General features: G+C 41.7%; 22 protein-coding genes. 11 read left to right on the top strand and 11 right to left on the bottom strand.

What is annotated here, in order from left to right:
- Nucleotide 1: 1 nt before the first annotated feature.
- The 4 genes from K6969_RS01300 to pbp1b form a co-directional block, all read right to left on the bottom strand.
- Nucleotides 2-364, bottom strand: a complete 363-nt coding sequence (locus K6969_RS01300; protein ID WP_029173978.1) for a DUF1033 family protein — start codon at nucleotides 362-364, stop codon at nucleotides 2-4.
- A gap of 151 nt (nucleotides 365-515) precedes the next feature.
- Nucleotides 516-4,163 (bottom strand): DNA-directed RNA polymerase subunit beta', encoded by a 3,648-nt coding sequence (gene rpoC / locus K6969_RS01295; RefSeq protein WP_171942978.1) that lies wholly within the window; start codon nucleotides 4,161-4,163, stop codon nucleotides 516-518.
- Nucleotides 4,164-4,340: 177 nt separating this feature from the next.
- The gene (gene rpoB / locus K6969_RS01290; RefSeq protein WP_002936570.1) at nucleotides 4,341-7,913 is read right to left on the bottom strand and encodes a DNA-directed RNA polymerase subunit beta; all 3,573 of its coding nucleotides are present in this window, start codon (nucleotides 7,911-7,913) and stop codon (nucleotides 4,341-4,343) included.
- A 657-nt stretch (nucleotides 7,914-8,570) separates the two neighbouring features.
- The gene (gene pbp1b / locus K6969_RS01285; RefSeq protein ID WP_171942979.1) at nucleotides 8,571-10,994 is read right to left on the bottom strand and encodes a penicillin-binding protein PBP1B; all 2,424 of its coding nucleotides are present in this window, start codon (nucleotides 10,992-10,994) and stop codon (nucleotides 8,571-8,573) included.
- A 153-nt stretch (nucleotides 10,995-11,147) separates the two neighbouring features.
- Here pbp1b and tyrS point away from each other — a divergent pair, with 153 nt between their 5' ends.
- Genes tyrS through K6969_RS01265 form a run of 4 tightly spaced genes read left to right on the top strand, consistent with a single transcriptional unit; the run spans nucleotide 11,148 to nucleotide 13,620 of the window.
- Complete coding sequence (gene tyrS / locus K6969_RS01280) at nucleotides 11,148-12,404, top strand: tyrosine--tRNA ligase (RefSeq protein WP_023369073.1); 1,257 nt, start codon at nucleotides 11,148-11,150, stop codon at nucleotides 12,402-12,404.
- A gap of 3 nt (nucleotides 12,405-12,407) precedes the next feature.
- Nucleotides 12,408-12,797 (top strand): TMEM175 family protein, encoded by a 390-nt coding sequence (locus K6969_RS01275; protein WP_253911822.1) that lies wholly within the window; start codon nucleotides 12,408-12,410, stop codon nucleotides 12,795-12,797.
- Nucleotides 12,798-12,853: 56 nt separating this feature from the next.
- Nucleotides 12,854-13,189 carry a hypothetical protein gene (locus K6969_RS01270; RefSeq protein WP_321537436.1) on the top strand — a complete coding sequence of 112 codons (336 nt, stop codon included), beginning with the start codon at nucleotides 12,854-12,856 and terminating at the stop codon, nucleotides 13,187-13,189.
- Between the two features lie 53 nt (nucleotides 13,190-13,242).
- Nucleotides 13,243-13,620: an HIT family protein gene (locus tag K6969_RS01265; protein WP_171942980.1), complete on the top strand. Its 378-nt coding sequence runs from the start codon at nucleotides 13,243-13,245 to the stop codon at nucleotides 13,618-13,620.
- 27 nt (nucleotides 13,621-13,647) lie between these two features.
- Here K6969_RS01265 and K6969_RS01260 read toward each other — a convergent pair whose 3' ends face one another.
- The 7 genes from K6969_RS01260 to K6969_RS01230 all read right to left on the bottom strand — a co-directional run bounded on the left by K6969_RS01260 (nucleotide 13,648) and on the right by K6969_RS01230 (nucleotide 19,892).
- Nucleotides 13,648-13,857: a heavy-metal-associated domain-containing protein gene (locus tag K6969_RS01260; protein ID WP_171942981.1), complete on the bottom strand. Its 210-nt coding sequence runs from the start codon at nucleotides 13,855-13,857 to the stop codon at nucleotides 13,648-13,650.
- 330 nt (nucleotides 13,858-14,187) lie between these two features.
- Nucleotides 14,188-14,658: a CopY/TcrY family copper transport repressor gene (locus K6969_RS01255; protein ID WP_171942982.1), complete on the bottom strand. Its 471-nt coding sequence runs from the start codon at nucleotides 14,656-14,658 to the stop codon at nucleotides 14,188-14,190.
- A 102-nt stretch (nucleotides 14,659-14,760) separates the two neighbouring features.
- Nucleotides 14,761-16,269 carry a zinc ABC transporter substrate-binding protein AdcA gene (locus K6969_RS01250; protein WP_029174295.1) on the bottom strand — a complete coding sequence of 503 codons (1,509 nt, stop codon included), beginning with the start codon at nucleotides 16,267-16,269 and terminating at the stop codon, nucleotides 14,761-14,763.
- A 9-nt stretch (nucleotides 16,270-16,278) separates the two neighbouring features.
- On the bottom strand, nucleotides 16,279-17,091 hold the full coding sequence (locus K6969_RS01245) for a metal ABC transporter permease (RefSeq protein WP_002936593.1): 813 nt from the start codon (nucleotides 17,089-17,091) through the stop codon (nucleotides 16,279-16,281).
- Entirely contained in the window at nucleotides 17,084-17,788 is a 705-nt protein-coding gene (locus tag K6969_RS01240; protein ID WP_024380289.1) for a metal ABC transporter ATP-binding protein, read from the bottom strand. Before K6969_RS01240 ends, K6969_RS01245 begins: the two co-directional genes overlap by 8 nt.
- Nucleotides 17,789-18,232 (bottom strand): zinc-dependent MarR family transcriptional regulator, encoded by a 444-nt coding sequence (locus K6969_RS01235; protein WP_004195554.1) that lies wholly within the window; start codon nucleotides 18,230-18,232, stop codon nucleotides 17,789-17,791.
- A gap of 457 nt (nucleotides 18,233-18,689) precedes the next feature.
- Nucleotides 18,690-19,892 (bottom strand): IS110 family transposase, encoded by a 1,203-nt coding sequence (locus K6969_RS01230; protein ID WP_321537492.1) that lies wholly within the window; start codon nucleotides 19,890-19,892, stop codon nucleotides 18,690-18,692.
- A 565-nt stretch (nucleotides 19,893-20,457) separates the two neighbouring features.
- On the opposite strand from K6969_RS01230, the gene K6969_RS01225 reads away from it, so the two are divergent.
- The 7 genes from K6969_RS01225 (at nucleotide 20,458) to K6969_RS01195 (ending at nucleotide 26,333) form a co-directional block, all read left to right on the top strand.
- Entirely contained in the window at nucleotides 20,458-21,684 is a 1,227-nt protein-coding gene (locus K6969_RS01225) for an ISL3 family transposase (protein ID WP_321537494.1), read from the top strand.
- Nucleotides 21,685-21,918: 234 nt separating this feature from the next.
- Nucleotides 21,919-22,491, top strand: a complete 573-nt coding sequence (locus K6969_RS01220) for a hypothetical protein (RefSeq protein WP_011921701.1) — start codon at nucleotides 21,919-21,921, stop codon at nucleotides 22,489-22,491.
- A 179-nt stretch (nucleotides 22,492-22,670) separates the two neighbouring features.
- Nucleotides 22,671-22,991 (top strand): hypothetical protein, encoded by a 321-nt coding sequence (locus K6969_RS01215; RefSeq protein ID WP_024383212.1) that lies wholly within the window; start codon nucleotides 22,671-22,673, stop codon nucleotides 22,989-22,991.
- A 54-nt stretch (nucleotides 22,992-23,045) separates the two neighbouring features.
- The gene (locus tag K6969_RS01210) at nucleotides 23,046-23,282 is read left to right on the top strand and encodes a hypothetical protein (RefSeq protein WP_012774901.1); all 237 of its coding nucleotides are present in this window, start codon (nucleotides 23,046-23,048) and stop codon (nucleotides 23,280-23,282) included.
- Entirely contained in the window at nucleotides 23,239-24,591 is a 1,353-nt protein-coding gene (locus K6969_RS01205) for an FtsK/SpoIIIE domain-containing protein (RefSeq protein ID WP_024383213.1), read from the top strand. The genes K6969_RS01210 and K6969_RS01205 overlap by 44 nt, the downstream gene beginning before the upstream one ends.
- 301 nt (nucleotides 24,592-24,892) lie before the next feature.
- Nucleotides 24,893-25,312, top strand: coding sequence for a hypothetical protein (locus K6969_RS01200; protein ID WP_011921697.1), 420 nt, complete (start codon nucleotides 24,893-24,895; stop codon nucleotides 25,310-25,312).
- Between the two features lie 4 nt (nucleotides 25,313-25,316).
- The gene (locus tag K6969_RS01195) at nucleotides 25,317-26,333 is read left to right on the top strand and encodes a replication initiation factor domain-containing protein (protein ID WP_011921696.1); all 1,017 of its coding nucleotides are present in this window, start codon (nucleotides 25,317-25,319) and stop codon (nucleotides 26,331-26,333) included.
- The last annotated feature ends 2 nt before the right edge of the window (nucleotides 26,334-26,335 follow it).

The following is a 26,335-nucleotide window of genomic DNA, read 5'->3' as shown; positions in this document are numbered from 1 at the left end:
ACTAGCCGAGCTTTTCTGTATTTCTTAATTGGCAAGGGCGAACACGACAGCTCCCCTCTCTTTTTCGCAAGCCTTGCGGTAAGACTTCCTTGGACTCAACCAACATCAACGAATGATAACGTTGTAAATATTCATCACATTCCTCACACCAATGCTGGTCTGATTCATCCCAAAAAGCCACCATTGTGCCATTTTTACACTTTTTATTAGGGAAACTTTCGGACAACCTAACCCACTCCTTCTGAAAAGCTTTTTGTGCATCCTCATAACGTTCATAGGTCTTTTTACTGACTATATCTTCTTCCCAACCATCTAAAAACCACCAGGGTTCAAAATCTCCATACATTTTAATTACTTGATACATAACACATACTTCCTTTTTCGTACACATTATATCGAAATCATCTGATTTAAGAAAACATTCTGCTTGTTAATTCCTTATCAAGCAATGTATGCGTTTTATTTCCGAATATCAAAAAGCACATCCCTAGAAAAGAGAGATGTGCCATCTTAATTTATTCAGTTACAGCTTCAAGTTCTGCTTCTGCTGCAAGCTCTTCTGCTACTGTGTCTTCAATGATTTCAACTTCATTGATGGCTTGTGGTTCAAGATTACGGTAGCGAGCCATACCTGTACCTGCTGGGATAATCTTACCGATAATAACGTTCTCTTTAAGACCAAGAAGGTTATCACGTTTACCACGAATGGCTGCATCTGTAAGGACACGTGTTGTTTCCTGGAAGGATGCGGCAGACAAGAATGAGTTGGTTTCAAGGGAAGCCTTAGTGATACCCATAAGAACTGGACGAGCTGTTGCTGGGATACCACCTGCAATAACCACTTCAGCATTGGCATCTGTAAAGTCTGTGATATCCATGAGGGTACCCATGAGAAGATCTGTGTCACCTGGATCCATGACACGAACTTTACGAAGCATTTGACGAACCATTACCTCGATGTGCTTGTCGCCGATTTCTACACCCTGGCTACGGTAAACTTTTTGAACTTCAGAAAGAAGATAAGTTTCAACTGCCAGAACATCACGGACTTCGAGCAAGCGTTTTGGTTGGATAGAACCTTCGGTAAGGGCTGCTCCACGCGCAACTTGGTCACCAACTTCAACCTTCATACGGGCTGTAAATGGAACCACATACTCACCTTCACCAGTCACACCTTTAACAAAGACTTTCTTAGTACGAGTAGAGGCATCTTCTTCAATTGCGATAACTTCACCTTTAACCTCTGTGATAACCGCTTCCCCTTTCGGATTACGGGCTTCAAAGATCTCTTGGACACGAGGAAGACCCTGCGTAATATCGCTGTTTGAGGCTACACCACCCGTGTGGAAGGTACGCATTGTAAGCTGTGTACCAGGCTCACCGATAGATTGAGCTGCAATCGTACCAACTGCTTCACCCACTTCAACCGCATCACCTGTTGCCAAGTTGATACCGTAACAGTGACGGCAGACACCGTGACGAGTGTTACATGTAAATACGCTACGGATGGTTACTTGTTCAACACCAGCATTGACAATTTCACGGGCAATATCTTCCGTAATCAATTGATTTGGACCAATGATAACGGCACCCGTTTCAGGATGTTTAACAGTTTTCTTAGTGTAACGACCTTGCAAACGCTCTTCAAGTGGCTCGATCATTTCCTTGCCATCTGTGATTGAACGAATGTCAAGACCACGGTCTGTTCCACAGTCGTCTTCACGGATAATAACGTCTTGAGCAACGTCAACCAAACGACGAGTCAAGTAACCTGAGTCGGCTGTCTTCAAGGCCGTATCCGTCATACCCTTACGGGCACCGTGAGTTGAGAAGAACATTTCCAATACCGAAAGACCTTCACGGAAGTTAGACAAGATTGGCAATTCCATGATACGTCCGTTCGGAGCTGACATCAGACCACGCATACCGGCCAACTGGGAGAAGTTAGAGATGTTACCACGGGCACCAGAGTCCATCATCATAACGATTGGGTTCTTAGGATCTTGTTTTTCAACCAGACGTTTTTCCAATTTTTCCTTAGCTGAACGCCATTCATCTGTAACAGCTGCATAACGCTCATCGTCAGTAATCATACCACGACGGAATTGTTTCTTGATTTGTTCTACACGTTCGTGAGATTCTTCAATGATTTCAGCCTTGTTGTCGATGACCGGAATATCGGCAATACCTACTGTCAATCCAGCAAGTGTTGAGTGATAGTAACCCAAGTCTTTCAAACGGTCAAGGAGGGCTGATGTTTCAGTTGTACGGAAACGCTTGAAGATTTCAGCGATGATGTTACCGAGATTTTTCTTCTTGAATGGTGGGTTGATTGGCAATTCTGCAATAGCAGCCTTGATATCTGAACCTGGTTCCAAGAAGTATTTATCAGGAGTTCCTTCTGTTAAGTTAGCGTTATTTGGCTCTTGCAAGTAAGGAAGTCCTTCTGGCATGATGGCGTTGAAGAAGATTTTTCCAACAGTTGTCATCATGACCTTGTGTTTTTGGTTGTCTTTCCAAGGTTTATCAAGGCTATCTGTTGCGATACCAACACGGGTATGCAAGTGAACATAACCATTGCGGTAAGCCATAACAGCCTCATCCGCATCCTTGAAGACCATACCTTCACCTTCGCGACCAGCATCTTCCATAGTCAAGTAGTAGTTACCCAAAACCATATCCTGAGATGGTGTTACGACTGGTTTACCATCTTTAGGGTTCAAGATATGCTCTGCCGCGAGCATAAGGATACGTGCCTCTGCCTGTGCTTCTTCTGACAATGGAACGTGAATGGCCATCTGGTCACCGTCAAAGTCGGCGTTATAGGCTTCACAGACAAGCGGGTGCAAACGAAGGGCTTTACCGTCGATTAGAACTGGCTCGAAGGCCTGGATACCCAAACGGTGAAGGGTAGGGGCGCGGTTCAAAAGAACTGGGTGTTCTTTGATCACTTCTTCCAAGATATCCCAGATACGATCATCACCACGTTCAATCAAACGTTTCGCGGCTTTGACGTTACCAGCAATATCACGGGCAACGATTTCGCGCATGACAAACGGTTTAAAGAGCTCGATAGCCATTTCGCGTGGCACACCACATTGGTACATTTTTAGAGTTGGACCAACGGCGATAACGGAACGTCCTGAGAAGTCAACACGCTTACCAAGCAAGTTTTGACGGAAACGTCCTTGCTTACCTTTAAGCATGTGGCTGAGCGATTTAAGTGGACGGCTACCTGGTCCTGTAATTGGACGACCACGGCGACCGTTGTCAATCAAAGCATCCACAGCTTCTTGGAGCATCCGTTTTTCGTTTTGTACGATGATACCTGGAGCGTTAAGTTCCAAGAGACGAGCCAAACGGTTGTTACGGTTGATAACACGACGGTAGAGTTCGTTCAAGTCAGACGCCGCAAAACGGCCACCATCCAACTGAACCATCGGACGCAAATCTGGTGGAATAACTGGAAGGATGTTGAGAATCATCCACTCAGGCTTGTTACCAGATTTGTAGAATGCATCCAATACATCCAAACGGCGAACTGCTTTAATCCGTTTTTGACCAGAAGCTGTTTTCAATTCTTCTTTCAAAGCTGCGATTTCTTTTGGAAGATCGACTTGTTTCAAGAGATCTTGAATCGCTTCTGCACCCATTTTGGCAACGAATGAACCATAGCCATATTCACGCAAACGCTCACGGTATTCGCGCTCTGTCATGATTGACTTGTGCTCAAGCGGTGTATCTTTCGGATCGATCACCACGTAAGCTGCGAAGTAGATAACTTCTTCCAAGGCACGTGGGCTCATATCCAAGGTCAAGCCCATACGGCTTGGAATGCCTTTGAAATACCAAATGTGTGAAATTGGTGCTTTCAACTCAATGTGTCCCATACGTTCACGACGTACTTTTGCACGAGTCACTTCCACACCACAGCGGTCACAAGTAATCCCTTTATAACGGATACGCTTGTATTTACCACATGAACACTCCCAGTCTTTTGTTGGACCAAAGATGACTTCGTCAAAGAGTCCATCACGTTCTGGTTTAAGTGTACGATAGTTGATTGTTTCAGGTTTTTTAACCTCACCGTAAGACCATGAACGAACCTTACTTGGTGAAGCTAACGTGATTTGCATACTTTTAAATCGATTTACGTCAACCACTAATAATCCCTTTCTTTTCTTGTGAGAGGCTGGATTCCCAGACCTCAAATTCTTGAACAATAATCAGCAGAATGGATAGCTGGTAAGCTATTTTTCTATAAATCAGACGGTGGAAGACCGTTGGCCCTTATCTCTTTCAGTTCTGAGGTTTGGACCAACTTGTTCCATCCATTCTAATTATTCTTTGCCTTCTGCTTCTTCTGCTGCAAAGGCTGCGGCTGCGTCAGCTGCGGCTTTTGCACGTGCTTTTTCAAGATCATCTACGTGGATGATGTCATCATCTTCACCTTCATCAAGGTCACGCAATTCTACTTCGTTGTTGTCTTCATCAAGGACACGCATATCCAAACCAAGTGATTGCAATTCTTTGACAAGAACGCGGAATGATTCTGGAACACCTGGTTTTGGAATTGGTTTACCTTTGGTGATGGCTTCATAGGCTTTCAGACGGCCTGTCACATCATCTGACTTGTAAGTCAAGATTTCTTGAAGGACGTTAGAAGCACCGTAGGCTTCAAGGGCCCAAACCTCCATCTCACCGAAACGCTGACCACCAAACTGAGCCTTACCCCCGAGTGGCTGTTGGGTAACGAGTGAGTATGGTCCGACTGAACGAGCATGAAGCTTGTCGTCAACCATGTGGTGAAGCTTGATCATGTACATGACACCGACAGACACACGGTTGTCAAATGGCTCACCTGTACGTCCATCGTAAAGAATGGTTTTGGCATCTGAGTCCATACCTGCTTCTTTAACAGTTGACCAGAGGTCTTCTGAACTTGCACCATCGAAAACTGGTGTTGCGATATGGATGCCCAAGTTGCGAGCCGCCATACCCAAGTGAAGTTCCATAACCTGACCGATGTTCATACGTGATGGCACCCCGAGTGGGTTCAACATGATGTCAACTGGTGTTCCGTCTGGAAGATATGGCATATCCTCAACAGGTACAATACGTGAAACGACACCCTTGTTACCGTGACGACCGGCCATCTTATCTCCGACCTTGATCTTACGTTTTTGAGCGATGTAAACACGAACCAACATGTTAACACCTGATTGCAATTCATCACCGTTGGCACGAGTAAAGATTTTCACATCACGAACGACACCATCAGCACCGTGAGGTACACGAAGAGAGGTATCACGTACTTCACGTGACTTGTCACCGAAGATTGCGTGCAAGAGACGCTCTTCAGCAGAAAGATCTTTTTCACCTTTTGGAGTGACTTTACCAACAAGAATATCGCCTTCTTTAACCTCAGCACCAATACGAATAATCCCCATTTCATCCAAGTTGCGAAGAGCATCTTCACCAACGTTTGGAATTTCGCGAGTGATTTCTTCAGGGCCTAACTTGGTGTCGCGTGTTTCTGATTCGTATTCTTCCAAGTGAACAGATGTATAAACATCGTCTTTCACAAGGCGTTCAGACATGATAACCGCGTCCTCAAAGTTGTAACCTTCCCAGGTCATGTAGGCAACGATAGGGTTTTGACCAAGAGCCATTTCCCCATTTTCCATAGAAGGTCCATCTGCGATGAAGTCGCCTTTTTCTACGATGTCGCCCAATTTTACAAGGGTACGTTGGTTGTAGGCAGTACCAGAGTTTGAACGACGGAATTTAGAAATGTGGTAGACGTCAAGCGATCCATCTTCACGACGCACTTCTACCTTGTCCGCATCTGCGTAAACAACCTTACCATCGTGTTGAGCGATAATTGCCGCACCTGAGTCATGGGCAGCCTGGTATTCCATACCAGTACCAACGTAAGGTGCTTTTGGATCAATCAATGGAACAGCCTGACGTTGCATGTTGGCACCCATGAGGGCACGGTTGGAGTCATCGTTTTCCAAGAAAGGAATACATGCTGTCGCAACAGCAACTACCTGTTTCGGAGATACATCCATGAAGTCTGCTGAATCTGCTGGGAACTCTTGGTTGTTACCTTGGTGACGTCCCATAACAATCTTATCAACGAAGCGGTTGTTTTCATCAAGAGGTGATGTTGATTGTGCTACGATGTAGGCATCTTCTTCATCGGCTGTCAACCAAACAATCTCATTTGTAACTGTACCAGTTGCACGGTCAATCTTACGGTATGGTGTTTGGATGAAGCCATACTTGTTGAGGTGACCATAAGAAGACAAGTTGTTGATCAAACCGATGTTTGGTCCCTCAGGCGTTTCAATCGGACACATACGACCATAGTGAGTGTAGTGAACGTCTCGAACCTCGTAGCCAGCACGGTCACGAGTCAAACCACCAGGTCCCAAGGCTGACAAACGGCGTTTGTGAGACAACTCAGAAAGTGGGTTGTGTTGGTCCATGAACTGTGACAACTGAGATGAACCAAAGAATTCTTTGATTGCGGCTGTAACAGGACGGATATTGATGATTTGTTGTGGCGTCAATACTTCATTGTCTTGAACAGACATACGCTCACGCAAGTTACGTTCCATACGTGTCAAACCGATACGTACTTGGTTAGCAAGCAATTCACCAACGGCACGAATACGACGGTTACCCAAGTGGTCAATATCATCTACACGACCAAGACCCTCAGCCAAGTTGAGGAAGTAGCTCATCTCTGCCAAGATATCCGCAGGCGTTACTGTACGCACATTTTCAGCTGGATTAGCATTACCAATCACCGTCACAACACGTTCTGGATCCTTAGGAGCTACAATCTTGAATTTCTGCAAAAGAACTGGCTCAAGAAGAACAGCATTGTCATTTGGAATATATTCTACCAAGTTGAGCTCATCGAATTGTGCTTCTACTTTTTCAAGCACATCACGACTCAACACAGTACCAGCTTCCAAGACGATTTCGCCTGTCTCACCGTTAATCACATGCTCAGCAAGTGTTTGGTTGAGCAAACGAGTACGGAGGTTGAGTTTTTTATTAATCTTGTAACGACCAACAGGTGCCAAGTCGTAACGACGTGGGTCAAAGAAACGAGCTGTCAAAAGGCTACGAGAGCTTTCAGCTGTCTTTGGTTCACCTGGACGAAGGCGCTCATAGATTTCCTTAAGCGCTTCATCCGTACGAGAATCTGCTGGGTTTTTATGAATATCTTTTTCAATGGTATTGCGAACCAATTCGCTATCACCGAAGATGTCAAAGATTTCATCATCACCTGAGAAACCAAGCGCACGAACAAGCGTTGTGAACGGAATCTTACGCGTACGGTCAATACGAGTGTAGGCAATGTCTTTTGAATCTGTTTCCAATTCCAACCAAGCTCCACGGTTAGGGATAACCGTTGAACCATAACCTACTTTACCGTTCTTATCTACTTTATCATTGAAGTAGACACCTGGTGAACGAACCAACTGAGAAACGATGATACGCTCTGCACCGTTGATGATGAAGGTACCCATTTCAGTCATGATTGGAAACTCACCGAAGAAGACTTCTTGTGTCTTGATCTCGCCAGTTTCTTTATTCACCAGACGGAAAGTCACATAGATTGGAGCTGAGTAGTTCGCATCATGCGCACGCGCCTCTTCCAATGTGTATTTAGGCTCTTTCAATTCATAACCAACGAATTCCAATTCCATGGTATCCGTAAAGTTTGAAACTGGAAGTACATCTTCAAAGACTTCTTTCAAACCATAATCTAAAAAGTCTTGGAAAGAGTCCGTTTGGATTTCAATCAAATTTGGTAAATCAAGAACTTCCTTGATTCTTGAAAAACTACGACGGGTACGGTGCTTACCGTACTGAACTTCATGTCCTGCCAAAAGTTTTCTCCTTTGTAATAAGATACGAGGACGTAAAATTCGAGAGAAAAATAAGCGGTAAGTCCAAAATCTTTGATTTTGCTGACGCACCCTCGTCAGAACGACTAGGGCTTTCTAGACAGAACGTCGAAGAAAGACCAGACGTTTACGACGTTATGAGCAGTTAGCGAAACAAAAACTCATTAACAAAGCTTTTTTCCGACGAATTTAGTCCGAGTTCAATTAAAAGATACGAGGGCGTTTTACACTCCAAAAGAAAATAAGCGGTAAGTCCGAAATCTTTGATTTCGTTGACGCACCCTCGTCAGAACGACTAGGACTTTCTAGACAGAATGTCGAAGAAAGTTCAGACGTTTACGACGCCAAGGGGTAAACAAAGTCAAAGTTCCACAAACTGTATCTTTTTCTACAGGAGTGTAGCCCGAGTTCGATTATATACAGCCATGTGATGACCAACATTCATCCTTTTTCTGAATTTTTAGAATTTTTAAGAATAGGTAACAATTCTCAAAAAATTTCCTCATAGACACAAAAAGAGCAGCTAAATCTTCCTTTGAAAAAGTTTGATTTAACTGCTGCAAGCCTTGTTTGGACAATATTTCAAACAAGACACACGACAAATAATTTACACCATTATAGCACAAGTACTAGAAAAAATCAAGGTGAATCATTATTCGCTTGCTCACTAGTTGCTGTTTGCGTTTCTGATGACTGGTTCGTGTTATTAGCTGAAGAACTCGTTCTACTCCGAGTCGAACTGCTTCGTTGGGTTGAGCTACTTGATGTTGGCGTTTGGGAACCGATAATTGTATTCCAAGCCTGTGCTCGGTCACTATCTGTCCCCCCAACCATGAAGTTATAGCTCGTCACTGGTGCACCATTTTTAGCCCAATAACTAGTTGTCATCGCACCTCCAACTGTTACTTGGCGCCCATTTACCTGTGTCGTCCCTGCACGTTGACCTGTAGAAGCAACGACGCTAGAAGCAATAACACTACTGTCTAATTCAAATTTTCCTGCGAACATATCCGCATTAACATTGTAAAGCGCATCAACCATATGAGCCACATATTGTGAATTATTATGGTAGCCTGTCCAGACATACATTTCTGAGTTATCATCATTCCCAGCCCAGGTACCTAAAGTTACTCTAGGGGTTGATAGCATGAGCCACACGTCATTGACTTCATTACTTGTTCCCGTCTTACCGACGAAATCAGATGATGCTGCCTGTGGGTTTAAACCACTCAATCGACTCTTGAACGTCGTAGTATAACCAGAGTTGACAACCTGTCTCAAAAGCTGGTTCATAATACTTGCAGTTGCTTTAGAATAGACTTGAACCGGAGCCGCTTCATGCTGATACACTACTGTTCCATCAGAAGCAGTAATGCTTTCAACAATGTAATGTTTGTTATAAACGCCACCATTTGCCAAAGTTTGATAGGCATTGGTATTTGTCAATACTGAAATTTCAACACCACCGCCCAACGGTACACTTTCAATATCGTACATAGGAATATGATAATTCATTTTATCCATGTACGCTTTGGCATCTACACCTGCATTTCTCATCATCTTATAGGTCCAAAAAGCAGGAATGTTAACAGAACGGTCAATAGCCGTCTGTAAGTTCATCATACCAGTACCACGTCCTGAACCATACATAATCGGTTGTCCACTTGAGAAGTTCGTTGGATAATCGGAAAGGATGCTGGCAGAACCTATCAAACCTTGATCAATCGCAATACCGTAAGCTAACAGAGGCTTGATGGTTGACGCTGGCGAACGAAGAGTATCAAAGGCATGGTTATTTTGGTTAGTTGCATAATCGCGACCACCCACAAATCCTAAAATGGCTCCTGTGGCATTATCAATTAAGACACTGCCTGTCTCGACATATTCGTTTCCATCATCCAAAACAGAGCCATAATTTGCCACAACAGACTGCATTGCCGCATAGATTCCTTGATCAACGGTACTCTTAATCGTATAGCCGCCTTGACTCAATTCTTGCTTAGCCAATTCTTCATAGGAAGCCTTAGTTTCATCGTTTTTCAAGTCATTTTCAGAAACCTTATCGCGTTTTACCAGATAATCAAACATAACCTCTTGCGCTTCTTCCATGACCTCGTAGTAGAGATAATCTTTCGTATCCGCCATTACAGGAGCTGGAGCAATAAAATCTTGTTTAATATCGTAAGCTTTGTAGGTTTCGTATTCTTCCTTGGTCAAGAATGACGCCCGATACATATTAAAGAGAACATCTTGATAGCGTTCAATACCGTAAACCATATCTTCATCTGATTTACGTGTTCCATCTGATGCATAGGGAGAATAAACAATCGGACTTTGCGGTAAGCCTGCAATAAAAGCAGCCTGCGGAACAGTCAAGTCTTTCGCTGGTTTACCAAAAATTCCCTGAGCCGCAGCTTCTACCCCTGCAATATTTCGTCCCTGATTATTTCGACCAAATGGAGAAACATTTAGGTAAATGGTCAAAATCTCTTCCTTGGTCATATTCCGCTCTAATGCCAAAGCCGAAACAATCTCATTAGCCTTACGCGTAAAGGTTGGAGCATCTCCGACAAGTTGCTGTTTTATCAATTGCTGCGTCAAGGTTGAACCACCGCTAGATGAACCTAGACCAACCGATCCCAGTGCCGCACGCAAAACAGCCTTAGGCACAACCCCATTGTGGGTTTCAAATGTTTCATCCTCTGTCGCAATTACAGCCTGTTTTAGATAATTCGAGACCTCCTCCGAAGTAATGGGTACACGAAGCAGATCTGAATTAACTTCCGACACCAAGCTACCATCCGAATAGGTAACGGTGGAAATCCGACTAACTTCTGAAACCTTCGCCACCAGTTCCTCTGTTTTGGGAATCTTAACGTCATCAAAAAGACTAACCACGAAACCAATTCCTATGCCCGCACCAAAAAGACCGAATAGGAACACCAAGACAGCTACTGAATTGAATAATAATTTCAGCGTCCGAAGGAAAACTCCTACTACATCCCCTAGGCCTAGGGCACTGATTTTCTTTTTAAAATCTTGCTTATCTGATTTAGTCGCCATATTAACTCCTTATCGTTCCATTATACCAAATTTTGTTTATTTTCCGCAATTTCGTGGTATAATAGGGAGGAATTTTTTTAAATGAAGTTCGGTCCAAAAATCATATAAAATGGTTTATGGTCCTGTATATTAAACCTAAAGGAGACAGCCCACATGAACATTTTTGAAGAACTAAAAGCTCGTGGCTTGGTCTTTCAAACGACAGACGAAGAAGCCTTGGTAAAAGCATTGACAGAAGGACAGGTTTCTTATTACACTGGATACGATCCAACAGCAGATAGTTTACACTTGGGGCACTTGGTTGCGATTTTAACCAGCCGTCGTTTGCAACTAGCTGGTCACAAGCCTTACGCCCTAGTTGGCGGTGCGACTGGTCTGATTGGCGACCCTTCCTTCAAGGATGCGGAGCGCAGCTTGCAGACCAAAGACACCGTTGACGGTTGGGTGACAAAAATCCAAGGCCAGCTCTCTCGTTTCTTGGATTTTGAAAATGGTGACAATAAGGCCGAAATGGTCAACAACTACGACTGGTTCTCAGACATCAGCTTTATCGACTTCCTTCGTGATGTTGGTAAATACTACACGGTCAACTACATGATGAGCAAAGACTCTGTGAAAAAACGGATTGAAACAGGGATTTCCTACACCGAGTTTGCCTACCAAATCATGCAAGGCTATGACTTCTATGAACTCAATGACAAGCACAATGTAACCCTACAAATCGGTGGTTCTGACCAATGGGGTAACATGACTGCGGGTACCGAGTTGCTTCGCCGCAAGGCTGACAAGTCTGGTCACGTGATGACTGTTCCCCTCATCACTGACTCAACAGGTAAGAAGTTCGGTAAGTCAGAGGGCAACGCTGTTTGGTTGGATGCTGACAAGACTTCCCCTTATGAAATGTACCAATTCTGGCTCAATGTCATGGACGACGATGCCGTTCGTTTCTTGAAAATCTTTACTTTCTTGTCATTAGATGAGATTGCTGAAATCGAGAAACAATTTGACGCTGCCCGTCATGAACGCTTGGCTCAGAAGATTTTGGCTAGGGAAGTCGTGACTTTGGTCCACGGGGAAGAAGCCTATAATCAAGCCCTTAACATCACCGAGCAATTGTTCGCAGGCAACATCAAAAACCTGTCCGCAAAAGAGCTCAAACAGGGCCTCAGCAACGTTCCAAACTACGCTGTACAGGCTGAAGACAACCTTAACATCGTTGAACTCCTAGTCACCTCTGGTATTGTCAACTCAAAACGCCAAGCTCGTGAAGATGTGCAAAATGGTGCCATTTATGTCAACGGTGAGCGTGTGCAGGACTTGGACTATACCCTTTCTGACAGTGACAAGATTGACGGCGAGTTAACCGTTATCCGTCGTGGGAAGAAGAAGTATTCTGTTTTGACTTATTAAGCGATGAAAAATACCAAGCAAAATCCTAAAAATCAAGAATTTTTGAACGACTACTTTGAACAAATGGCTCAGGAAGCCAGTCTTTTGCATCCTGAGTTAGAGCATTTGTCTGCCGATGAACGTCAAGCATTTTTGGACCAACTCTATCGTGAGGATGAGACACGTCGTGCCAAACGCCTGAAGGAACATCTGGAGGTGTTCTCCGACGCAGTGATTGGGGTTATCATCACCATGATGTTGCTGGAAATTCCTTTACCGAGCGACACTGTTGATACACATCACTTTTTCACAGGCATCCTCATCTTCTTTGTATCCTTTTTCATCGTGGCGGATTTTGGTATGACAACCACAAGATTCTGGGACAGATTGAGCACGCAACCAGCAAAATCTTAATTGTTCAATTCAACTTTATGGCAACGCTGGCCCTCATTCCCCTCTTTACTCGGTGGATGATGGAAGGCATAACTACCACGGCTGTTGTTGGTTATGGGGTCGTGACCATTGCAGTCAATCTCTGTCAATCCATTTTGAATTACTTTGTCCTACAAGAAAAGTTTGCCGGAACAACATATACAAAGCGGTTTGTTTCCATGGCACACTTACGGCAATTGGTGACCGTCGCCCTTTTCAACATCGTCGTTATCCTATTTGCTTACTTTAATCCGACACTTGCCTTTTATTTCTACATTTTACGCCCAATCGTATCTTTCCTAGGAGCAGCCTTCTTCGAAAAGAGACGGCAGGATCGGAAAGAAAAAATGGCAATTAGAGTAAATCACATATAATTCCCAAGGAAATCCTATGTGATTTACTTTTCTGCTAACCTAGGAGAAAAGACATGACCTGCATTTTTTGCCACCAACTCAAAGAAGAAGATATTCTCTACCAGACAGAACATTTCAAGGTCGTCTGGGATATTGACCCCGTCCAAACGGGGCATCTACTGATTGTCAGCAAGGAACACTATGACACGCTCAGCCAAATCCCTTCTGCTGTTCGCTATGAGCTATCGGACTTGGAAGTCTTTTTGACTGATAAACTCTGTCAAGTATTGACAATTGACGGTGTGACCATAGCCTGCAACGATCGCTTGTTTGATGCTGGAACCCATTTCCATGTCCACCTGATTCCACGCTTTCGATCAGACGGCTTCTGGGACCAAATTTCACTTGCACAAGTACAGCTAAACCTGAACAAGTTTCTCAAAGCATTATAAAAAGCAGCCCGACGGCTGCTTTTTTCTTTATACCAACTCTTCTACTTCATAGATAGTATCTTCCAAGGCCTCTTGATAACCTTCCAAGTCATAGGCTACAGAGGTTTCCACCTCCGCCAACTGCTGATCCAGCTGGATTTTCACCTCTTCCACCCCATCCAAGTCCAAGAGGCGATTGGTCACATGCTTGACACAGTTTTGGCACGATAAGTTTTTCAATTTCAAAGTTTGCTTCATGTTTTTTCTCCTTTTTTATACTCAATGAAAATCAGGTTCAGACTAGCTCCAAAGGTTCGGGGAACCTTTGGAGGTTAGAAATAGAGCGAACGTCTTCGTTTCCCCCTGAGCAGATAGAACCCTACTACTTTCGCATTTTCAGGTAGTCGGCTGAGGCTGGGCAGAAAGCCCAGCACCTCTTCTCAGAGTTCGTGTCAACATCTCAGAGCAGTGGTTGATTGGCAGATTTGTTCGTTTTTTACACTCCAAATCTGGCCTAATCAACTGTGCGGGGGGGGGGGGAAGACGAACTCTTTTTAGACTGGTCGAGTTCTTTCCCACTCCCACTCATCAAGTCAAGTCAACAACGTCTGAGGTTGATTTTCGAAGAGTATGATGATGCCCACAGGTACATTGCCCCGCCAAGCACCGACAAGCGATTTGCTCGGGTGCAGTCCTTTGTAACTGCGAGATTTTGCTGGCCAGATTTTCTAGGCTTTTTTGGGAAAATGTCCCTGTGTCTAGCAGTTTGTCAACCAATTGCCCCTGTTTTGTGGAACAGATGGTAGCTAGTAAGAGCTCCACCTGACCCTGCAAATGTTCCTCTTCACTGATCAGCGGATAATAGTGGTATTTGCTGGTTTCCTTGACCATTCTCAAATAGTTTTTCTTCCGCAGCCGCCCCAAGAGTGTCTTAATGGTCGTCGCCTGCCAATCAAAGCCTTCCTGCAAGGCATGAATAATTTCCTGAGAAGTCGCACCAGGATGGGCCCACAGGACCCGCATGACCTGCCACTCTGCAGCAGAAATTGTCTGCTCCACACATTCACCTCCCAACAATAATTTTCTAACTTCAGTTTACATTTGTAGTCAAAAATTGTCAAGAAGAAAGACTGAACACCTTGCCCAGTCTTCTCATTATTCTTAGTGAGCCAGCATCTCCTGACCAATTTCCAAACCAGTCAAACCAACAGGGTAGTATGTCGGCCAGTTTTCCAACTCTTCCAAGAGTTTTTCTTGGCTCTCTCCACCAAAATAGATATGGAAGTGATCTGTTTTAACAGGGGCGATATTGTGGTCGCTAAATTGAACATACTTATAGTTACCAGCATTTGCATCCGTTGCTTCAAACAAGAAACGAACACCACGATTTCCTTTTTTGTAGGTCAAAATCTTATAGCCCACATACTTATACGTGAATTTTTCTTTCTTATCTCCCACTACAAATTCCATGGTATTATCTGTAATGTTAATTTGATCAACATCTGTTTTGTAGCCAGTATCGTAATAAGCCTTGTACTCTTCAGCTGTCATACCACCTTTGATCTTAGCCTTGTAATCCCAGACCTGATCTAGTGTACCATCAAGCAAGTATGGATAAACAGATTGCCACTCACCTGCATAATCTGAAAGAGTACGATCTTTTACGGCACTATCTTCAAAATAACCATTATAAACAGTTTGCGCAGTCTCAGCACCTTCTTCTGGCAAAATTTCAGAACCTTCTTGGGAAGTTGTTTTTTCAAGGGCAGTCAGATTATCTTCCATAACAGAAATATAATCCTTACCATTTTTCATATCCTCATCCGTCAAACTTTCAAGAGGATTAAGAACATCCAACTGAACCCCAGTCTCTTTGGCAAGTGTTTCTGCAACAGATTTTGACGCATTTTCTTCAAAATAGATATACTTAATGCCATATTTATTAATATACTCTGTCAATTCTGCTAGACGTGATGGTGTTGGATCTTCATCCGCAGCAACACCTGTAATAGAAACTTGTTTCAAACCATAGTCCAAAGCCAAATATGCAAATGCAGTATGTTGTGTAACAAAGTATTTCTGTTTCGCAGCAGATAATGTTTCAGAATATTTAGCATCCAAAGCATCTAATTTCTCAATATAGGCTGCCGCATTTGTTTCAAAAGCATCTTTCTTTTCTGGGTATTTAGCTACCAAACTATCACGAATATTTTCTACAAGTGTGATGGCACGCTCAGGAGACAACCATACATGCGGATCATAAGCATGGCTATGCCCCTCCTCACTATGGTCGTGATCCTCACCTTCTTCACTACCTGGTAACAAGAGCATCCCTTCCGTCGCACTAATCACATTAACCTTTGTTGTATCAAGTGATTTTTCAACATCATGGACCCATGTTTCCATATTTTCATTTTCATAAACAAAAGCATCTGCCTCTTGGATACGAGCAATATCTTTGGCTGACGGCTCATAACCATGAACCTCTGTCCCAGCCTTAACCAACAGATCAACATTTGCCTCATCACCTGCCACCTGCTTGGTGAACTCATAAACAGGATAAAAGGTCGTTACAATATTCAACTTCCCATCTTCAGAAGCTGTGCTATTGCTACAAGCCCCTAAAAGCAAAGCTGAGACAGACAAAAATAATAAACCAACTTTTTTCATCTTAACTCCTTATTTTTTAAATTTTTGAACAACATTCACCAGTAAGAAAATACTAATGAAAATCAAGGTAATACTTGCACTCGCTGGGGTTTCTGCATAGTAAGAAGTCAGCAACCCCATGACCATTCCAAAAAAGCCAATGCCCATCCCAGTAAAGATAACAGCTTTAAAACTCTTACCAAGTCGCAATGCAATAGAAGCAGGCAAAACCATAATTGTTGAAACCAGCAAAGCACCTGCCGCAGGAATCATTAAGGCAATGGCAACACCAGTCACCACATTGAAGGCAATGGACATAGCTCGCACAGGCAATCCATCTACAAATGCCGTATCCTCGTCAAAGGTAAGAATATACATTGGACGTAAAAACAGCAATGTCAGCACAATGACAATCACAGCAATCGTAAACAAAGCAATTACTTGCTCCTGACTAATGGTCACTATCGAACCAAACAGATATTGTTCCAGGCTAAGCCCTGATTTCCCACCAGATTTATTCATGACAATGAGCGAAATAGCCAAACCAGTCGACATGAGGATAGCCGTCCCAATTTCCATAAAATTCTTGTAAATTGTCCGCAAATACTCTAAAAATACAGCTGCCACAATAACGACAAGAACAGTCGAAAGCGTTGGTGAAATCCCCAATACCAAACCAAATGCAACCCCAGCCAACGAAACATGACTAAGAGTATCCGACATCAAACTCTGCCGTCTGAGTATCAAAAAGACCCCCAAAATGGGCGAGAACAGACTCATCGCAATGATTGCCAGGAAAGCACGCTGCATAAAGTCATAATGAAATACAGATAGATCAAACATGGGCAACCTCCTCATCCGCTTCATGAACATTGAAACAACGCCAAGGAGACTGCTGATCACGAACCAAGTGAATGTTTCGATCAGCATACTTATTCAGCTCATCAGGATCATGAGTTATCATTAAAACCGACTTTCCATGCTTCTTAGCCGAATGGTGCATGAGCTGGTAAAAAGCATCCTTGGTCCCTGCATCCATCCCTGTTGTCGGTTCATCCAGAATAAAAATATCTGGATCAGAGGCAAACATACGCGCAATGACCGCACGCTGCTTCTGCCCACCACTCAAAGCACCTAAGCGCTTATCCCGATGTTCCCACATGCCAACTGATTCCAAACTAATCCGAACATGTTCCTCATCATGGGCTGTCAAACGACGAAACCAACCTTGTCGAGGATAACGCCCTGATTTTACGAATTCGTAAACCGTGCTCGGAAAACCAGCATTAAAACTTGCAATTTGCTGAGGTAAATAGGCCATTCTCAACTTCTTACCCTTTATACTCTTCTCAGCAATAGAAACCTTCCCTTGTTTGGGCTTCAATATCCCCAAAGTCGCCTTAATGAGGGTTGTCTTGGCTGCGCCATTCTCACCAGTCAAAGTCACAAATTCCCCACTATCAAGATAATAGCAAATATGTTCTAAAACCGGTTCTTTGTCGTAGTAAAACGACAAGTCTTCCACAGTAATATATCTCATTTATTTTCTAATCTTCTCCACTAACTCACTTAAGAATCGAGCAATTGACTCCTGCTCTTCAAGACTATAATGTTCCAAAAGCTCTTCATAAGCTTCCAAAGTATGCGCGTGATGATGAGCATGCTCTGCAGCAATAGGCTTAGCAGCCTCAGTCAAACTAAAGCGAACAATACGAGCATCCTTATCATCTCTAACCGCCACCAATAACCCCTGAGCAACTAATGACTTTGTAGCCTTCGTGATCGCAGCCTGACTAACATTCAACTCCTTAGCAATCTCAGTATTAGTATAAGCAGCCTTTTCAATAAGCATCAAAATATGCTCCTGCGTATTCGTCAACTTCACCGTGCTTTGACAAGAACCAACCAAAATCTCCAATTGATTCTCCGAACTCAAAACAATCTCGTGCAGGTACTTCTCAATTTCTAATGCAATACGATTCATAGGAATCCCCTTAACCTTTTAATTAACTTGTTAAGTATACCACATGGAAAACAAAAAAACAAGGAAAATTTACTGAAAAAGAGTATATCTATCCATAGCAACTCGTAAGCCTTCTTAATAAAAAAGAAACACCAAAAAAGAGGCTGGGCAAAAAGTTTAATCTCGCTTCTCAGGGCTCGTGTCAACATCTCAGCGCAGTGGTTGATTGGCAGATTTGTTCGTGTTTTACACTCCAAATCTGACCTAATCAACTGTGCGGGGGCGGGAAGACGAACTCTTTTTCTACCATTTGTCAAGTCCATCAAGGTATTTGATGAAAAATATGTTAAGTTCAGTAGTCAAAATAAGGAAATTATTTTATTTTGGACTAAAGTTTAGTGTAAAAAGTGTATACAAAAGCAACACCTTATGTTGAAATTTTTTGATAAGGTGTTACAATGATAGAGCATAAACAGTTTTACCGATTTTGGGTTGAAGCGTAATCGTAAAGTTTGTTATGCATAATGAGGTAATACATTGTCCGAATGAGACGATGTATGGAGGCAATCGTGTGCGGCTTCGTTGAAGTCGTTTGTGATTGTCTTTTTCGTTTCTCATAAAAGTCGGCGATATGGCAAGGATTGGTGTGACTGGCTGAAGCGATATTGTGAATACATTTGAACAGAATTTTTCTAGCGTAGGGATTGCCACGCTTGGTAATGTGTTCCTTAGCGAGGAAGTTGCCAGATTCATAGTGTCTCAGATCAATACCGATAAAGGCATTGATTTGATTGGCAGACTGAAAACGGCGAATATCTCCCAGTTCACCAATAATACTTGTTGCAGTAGTCTCAGCTATTCCAGGAATAGAGAGCAGAATGTCGTATTCAGGTAATGGCTGAGCTAGTTCTACCATTTCGTCTAAGACTGCCTGTCTCTGTCCAGAAAGCCGAAGCAATTCTTTTGCATAATAACGCACCTCTTCCAGTATTGGAGAGGTTTTCTTGACGGCACAATAAGATTGATTAGCTAGTGCTATCAGCTTCTCAGCTAAATACGCCACACGCTTGTCCGAAATACGTTTTGAGGTGGACTGACGAATGCTCTCTAAGAGTTCGTCCTTGCTTAAATCAAGCACGAAGTCCTTGCAAGGAAACGCAGTAACTAAGTTCCAGTATTGTTCCCCAGTTGGCTTTGATAAGACAGTCTCTATCTCTGGAAACGTGACTTGCAAGACCTTGTGCAGACGGTTTTTAGCTCGAACGATGTCCTCAGTTAAGTTCTGATAGAAGCGACTTAAATCTCGCAGTTCTTGATAGACTTCTTCTTGGACATAAGTGGGTTTACGATTCAGCACAAATTGAGATTGAGCCAGTTTTTCGGCGTCAATTTGATCTGTTTTCCGCACACGCAAGCTATCCAGTTGCTTCTTAGCTTCTAAGGGATTAAGCCGTGTATAAGCGTAGTCATGTTCATCCAGAAAAGCTTGAAGACGACGAGAATAGACACCTGTTGCTTCAAAGATGATTTCTGGCTTATGGACGGTTCTCAAATCGCCAAGTAGCCGAGCAAAGCCGATGGCGTCATTGGACATGGCATAGCCATGAACTTTCTCACCATTGACTAGAATGGCCACTTCTGAACTTGCCTTACTCACATCAATCCCAAAAACTGCACGCATGATATTACCTCTTTGTCTTGAATGATTCCTTGTTTTAGTGATGTCATTTTCAATACTCGACGTCAGGCGTCCCACATACTTTGATAACATTCTTTCTAAAACAGGTGTCTTGCCAGTTTTTGATGCGACGTCTAGCGTCAAAAGAGTTCTCGACTTAACAAGACACCTCTACTTTAACATAAAGAAAAAGTAGTGACTACTCTCTCCCGTCGGAGATTTCCTCACTACTAATCTTAGTATGTTTTTGACCAGTCGAGTTCTTTCCCGCTCCCTAGGTGTTAGCTTTTCGTCTACCCACTACAGTTGACAATGAGCCACAAAAAAATAGTAATTTTTAGTAACTCAAACAAGAGAAATTACGGCTCTATAATTTCTGTAGTGGGTAAATCCACCATAGAGATTATGGAGCCTTTTTGAATATATACAAAAAGTCCCATATGACCTATAATGAAAAGCAACCACACTCACATTAGAAAGACTCATATGGAATAAATCCAGAGTCAGGGAAGTGACTCTGGATTCCTGAGCCTAGAAATAAAAAAGCGAAGATCATACCACAGAACTAATTGGAATCAAAGACAAAAACATCAAAATTCTCTTCATTTTGAAACATCAGACCCATCTAGAAATCAGGGCAAAGCTAGATTACGACAGCCCCGGTTGTCCTCATTGCCAAGGAAAGTGTATCAAGTACGACTTTCAAAAGTCGTCAAAGATTCCGATTTTGGATTGCCAGGGCTTTCCGACCCTCCTCTTGCTTAAGAAACGGCGGTTTCAATGCAAATCTTGCCAAAAAGTGACTGTAGCTGAGACAACTCTAGTCAAGAAAAACTGTCAGATTTCACAACCTATTTGGGAGAAAGTGACACAACTCCATACAGAAAACATGACCAATATAGCCATCGCTAGGAGACTACATATCTCCGTATCGGTCGTCCAGAGGAAACTGGCTCAGTTTCAATTTGAGCATGATTTTACGAAATTACCAAAAGTCTTGAGCTGGGATGAATTTAGTCGGAACAAGGGAAAACTCGCCTTTATTGCTCAGGATTTTGAGACGACACGCATTGTGACCATTCTAGAGAATAACCGCCAAGCAACCATAAAGAACTATTTCTACAAGTATCCTAGGGCAGTCAGAGAAACTGTCGAGGTCGTAACAGTGGACATGTCGGGTAGCTATATTCCCATCATCAAAAAACTATTTCCAAGAGCTAAAATTGTCCTTGATAGATTTCACATTATACAACACCTGAGCCGTGCTATGATGACGACTAGAATTGATATTATGAAGACTTTCGATACGCGTTCCCTACCTTATCGATCCATGAAAAATCACTGGCGTATTCTCCAAAAAGATAGTCGAAAACTGTCTCTGAATCGCTTCTATTCCCGCACTTTTGGGCAAACAGTAACACCGAGAGAGGTTGTCCAGAAGACATTGGATTTCTCAAATGAATTGAAATTCTATTACGAACTCTACCAGATCTTTCTCTTCCATTTCCAAGAGATGAACTCGAAATATTTCTTCGAGCTTCTAGAGGACAACCTGGATCTTGTCAATCCTGCCTTTAAAACTGTTTTTAAAACGTTTCTAAAGTATAAAACGTACATCACGAACGCCATGGAGCTTCCATATTCAAACGCTAAGCTGGAAGCGACCAATAAACTCATCAAAGACATCAAGAGGCAAGCGTTCGGCTTTAGGAACTTTACGAACTTTAAAACCAAGATATATATTGCTTTAAACATTAAAAATGAGAGAACGAATTTCGTCCTCTCTAGGTGTTAGCTTTTCGTCTACCCACTACAGTTGACAATGAGCCGAAATTACAAGCACAAAACAAAAGACAAGGCTTAGAAACCTTGTCTTTTAAACTATACCGGCGGCCGGGGTCGAACCGGCACGTCCTTGCGGACACTGGATTTTGAGTTTGATACTTAAGAACTTACAACTACTCAAAGCCTATTAAATCAATATTTTAAGACGTCCATTCTGTCGTAAAGGAAATAGAATATTTTATTTTTGGAAATCTTTTGGTGTTTTTACTTGATTTCTGCAAATATAGATGATAGAATGTGTATATCAAATACAACAAAACTAATAATAGGAGTAAAAATGCGCTCACACCTTGGAGTACGTCTATCTTACGAAGCGAAGTATTGGTTAGAATCAATACAAGCAGTGATTCAGGAAAAGTTAGACGCTAAAATAAATGAACAAGATATAGAAAATTTAGAACATGCAACAAAATCATATTTGAAAGAAGTTGACAATGAATTAGGGGCAACTTCAGTGACTTTGATTTTAAAAGCCTCTGCATCAAGTGTTTTAGAAGAGGCTTTTGAAAAAACGAAATCTTTAAGTTTGAAAGATTGGCATAAATTAGATAATGAAATGAAACATTCGATTTCGTCTATTCCAAAGGATAAGGATGTTGGAACCTTGTCTGTAAGATTTTTTTTGGAAAATTCTATTATTACATCATTGGAAAGTTATCAAAAAGAATTTATGACTTCTGAAATGGTTAGGCAAGTTAGATTGTCATATGTTCTAAAACTTGTTATTTTTGCTTACTATAAAGAAATAATGCAGTAGAGGATTACAGTTTCTCATGGTAACATTGAGGAACTGTAGCTTAATTACTGTCGTTTATGACCGATACTACATTTATACATAAACACAAAGAGGAGAATACTAATGAAGGCTAGAGCTTCACCAATTTATTTAAGAATATTGACTGTAACAACAAAATAAAAAATGGAGAAATAACATAGATGAAAACATTTAAAGATATTTTCCTTAGCGAAGGAATGGAAATGCCAAATATCAATGGAATTAAGCGAGTACAGAGCTTTAATTCAGACAAATCAGTAAACTTTACCTTAGATGATGAATCCAGAAATTTTTTAAAGGAAAATTTGCCAATTGAAGGGGTAATCTATGAGCCTACTTTGAAGAAGTTAGCAGAAAACATCATTATTCTTAATCGTCAAAAACACCGTATTTCTGATGAATTTAGGATTAGCTTGATGAACAAAGAGATTTACCAAGGCTACAGGGAAACTTCTTTTTACACCTCAATAATTGAGGCTTAGTGATATAAGGGGGAGCTAACCCCTCCCCCTTTGGTTTTATGAAAGGAAATTATTATGAAAATTTATAAATTTATGTTCAACATAACCTATCCTGCTCTAGTTATTTCTTTGTATATTATATTCCAGATGAAAGGGACGATGTCTCCGTGGTTTGATACTTTGTTTGTAGCTGGAGGTTTTTTAGTTATTCCACTTTTATTGTTATTGTTGGGTTATTTATCAGAAAATGACCACGGAGGGACAGATAATGAAGCTAATCAAGCTGAATCATGCAGTACGAGTGAGGTTTAATCCTTATATAATAACCTCTAAAAGATTGTTTTTGAGCAGAGTCGGAATGGATTTATTTTTAGGAATGTTATTGATAAACACTTGGATTTCTCCATACTCAATCCCTATTAAATCAGTGCTTTCATTGATATTTATTGGAATAATTTGTTCTATTGAAAAATTTTTTAAGTCTGTTTTTATATCAAAAATTCAAAATATACTGTATGTTAGAGAATCTCTATTTGATATGCTGATTGGACTAAATTTATACGAAGAAAGTGATAATGTAGTAACCAATAGTGCAACATTAAACTTTGAAATCTTGCCCAATGATATTGTAATGGTCGAAGTACCATTGTTTGGGAATAAGTTTTTAAAACTTCTAAAAAATCTTGAAGAATATCTTGTTCCAACCTTGGGTCTACCTCTACTATCCAAATATGAATTTCCTGACCATGTTATTTATAAACTTGGAAAGGAAGAAATTGAGCAGTATATATTCAATAGCCAAACATTGACTAGAGATTTTTTTGAAGACATACCTACGCCAATAGTTAAACTATCCAATACTCAGCAATTTTCTCTAAAACAGAATACTAATTTAGGAGTATATGGAAGGACGGGTACAGGGAAGACAATAGCTCTACAATGGTACTTATTTAATGCACTTGCCAAAGGGTGCGGTATTGATACTTATCTAGCTATCGTTGATGGTAAAGGAGCTGACTTATATGCTCTTGGGGCACTCCTCCAAGAAGAACTGGGAAAACAAATTTCAGTAGGCTCTTCTCCTACTTCACTAGCAAAGCTATCAAGACAGTTTGTAAAAATTATGGATGAACGTTTTGAGGTTATCAAGCAGAACAGTTCGCTAAATGCTGATGCCTATGATTTAGGAATGACCCCTAATTTTTTGTTTATTGATGAGCTTGCTTCTATTCGTGATAGTTGTGGTTCTAGTAAACAAGGTAAAGAGCTATGGAATGAAATTCTGCAAAACTTAGGCTTGATTGCACGCAAAGGACGGCAGGCAGGTTGCCACCTCTGCCTTAGTACCCAAGACCCAAATGCAGAGAATATTCCTGTTGAACTTAGAAACCAAATATCAGCAGTTTTATACCTCGGAAATATAGGGGACGACCGATTGAAAATGGCTTTTAGTATGTGTGAACTGGAAAATGTTCCTACAATTTCAGACAGGAAAGGCGAAGCACTCTTTTATGCTGACGGTTTAAATTCTGTTGAGCCTGTACTAACTATCGTCCCGTTCGTCGATGTTAAAACAAAACAAGATTTTTTACAGGTAGTTAGAAATATACTGCCAAACTAATAATGACGGTCTTTCGGACTAGCGAAATAGGGGGGACGATTGCCCAGGGGGCAGAATCGAGCGGAGCGTTCCTCTTTTCGCTAGGAGAAAGAGCCAACCGACTGCTTTGCAGGAGGTCAGAAAAATACCCCCATTACTAATAGGGGGTGCACACATACATGAAATGTACTCTAAACCCTTGATACGTAAGGGGTTACGGCTTGTTGGTTATACCGAAGTCATTGAAACCCTTGTGGGAGAAGGGATTGAGTCGCTTTTCGTGTAGGATACGACTTTTTGAATAGAAAATGGAGTAATTATTATGACTTACAATATGACAGATACTACCCTTAAGATTGGGCAACTTGATTTGGATATGACACAGTTTGAAGTGCCTAAAAAAATTGTTATTCTATCTGCTAAAGTAAATAATAGGTATAACGAGGTTAATGGCGAGAAAATCAAAACTGAAGAAGTTACGAAAATCACTTGTACTGCCCTTGATGCCGATAAAGTGAAAGTTCTAACTGAAATGGGAATTTCTACTGATGACTTGAAAGCTATCAACCTAGAAATTGTAGGTAATGTAGATAAGGTTGCTACGCTCGCTCAAAATGAATCACTTTTGAATGTTCCGATTGAGTTGGTTAAGCCGAAAGTTCGTTTAGCTTGGAACATGGCACGAAGTAACTGGGCAGGTGTTAAATTAGTATGTGAGGACATTAAAATTCTAGGAGCATAACCCTATGAATACAGTCAGAATTGATTATTTTGCAGTAACCGTTAAAAATATTCCTCCAGAAAGTGTTTTAACTGATATTCTTTTAATTCCTTTAGAAGATTTCACATTAAATAATTGGGGAATAAACAAGTACCAGCGACATTATGCTTGTTCTGAGATTAAAGTGTACTTTAATGAGGATAGACCTTCAATGGGGGTTTTTATCGAATTAAAAGGGCAAGGTTGTCGCCAATATGAAGAATTTTTGGACGGTAACGAAAATAATTGGATAGCTTTGATAGGTCGGTTGTATCAGTATTCGGTTAATTTTACTCGCTTAGATATTGCTCACGACATATTTGACGGTAGTTTAGATGTTCAGCGAGTATATGACTATTGCAAGAAAGGTTTATGTATCTCGAAAGCAAAGCATTTTGAGTATCATGAGAAATCTGTCTTAGAAAATGGAGAACGAGTTGGAGAGACGGTTGCTATAGGTTCCAGAGGTAATCAACAATGGTGTATCTACAATAAACGTATGGAACAACTTAGCAAGCAAGAGCTTGTAGAATATCCCTCATGGATTCGTGCGGAACTTAGATGTTGGCAGGATAAGGCGAATATTATTGCAGAGCAATTGTTTCTAAAGCGTCCTCTGTCATCTATCTATTTTGAAGCTATCAATGGTCACTATCGTTTTGTGAAACCAAATGCGACAGATACTAATCGTTGGAGAAGAAAAAAGGTCAAGTGGTGGCTAGACTATCTAAAGACCGAAAATCAGACTGTTTTGAGCGTTGAGAGAACTAAGCCTACATTACGGCAGTCAGAGGCTTGGACAGAGAAACAAGTTGCGAAGACATTGGCAAAAGTCTATACAGCAAAATATCAAGCCTATGATGTTCAAAAGGCAGAGGACTACATTCAAGGTCTACTAAAAGAGGGCTTGTCAAGGCTAACTGATAATGATGAAAAGGATATAGAGCAATATATTCGAGAGCAGAATAGTTCTCCCTTATGGGGACAAAAAAAGACGACTTGAAA

The organism is Streptococcus suis (genome assembly GCF_019856455.1).
Lineage (GTDB): Bacteria > Bacillota > Bacilli > Lactobacillales > Streptococcaceae > Streptococcus > Streptococcus suis_AE.
The sequence above is the reverse complement of the archived record's forward strand: the minus strand, read 5'-3'. Positions and strand labels throughout refer to the sequence as shown.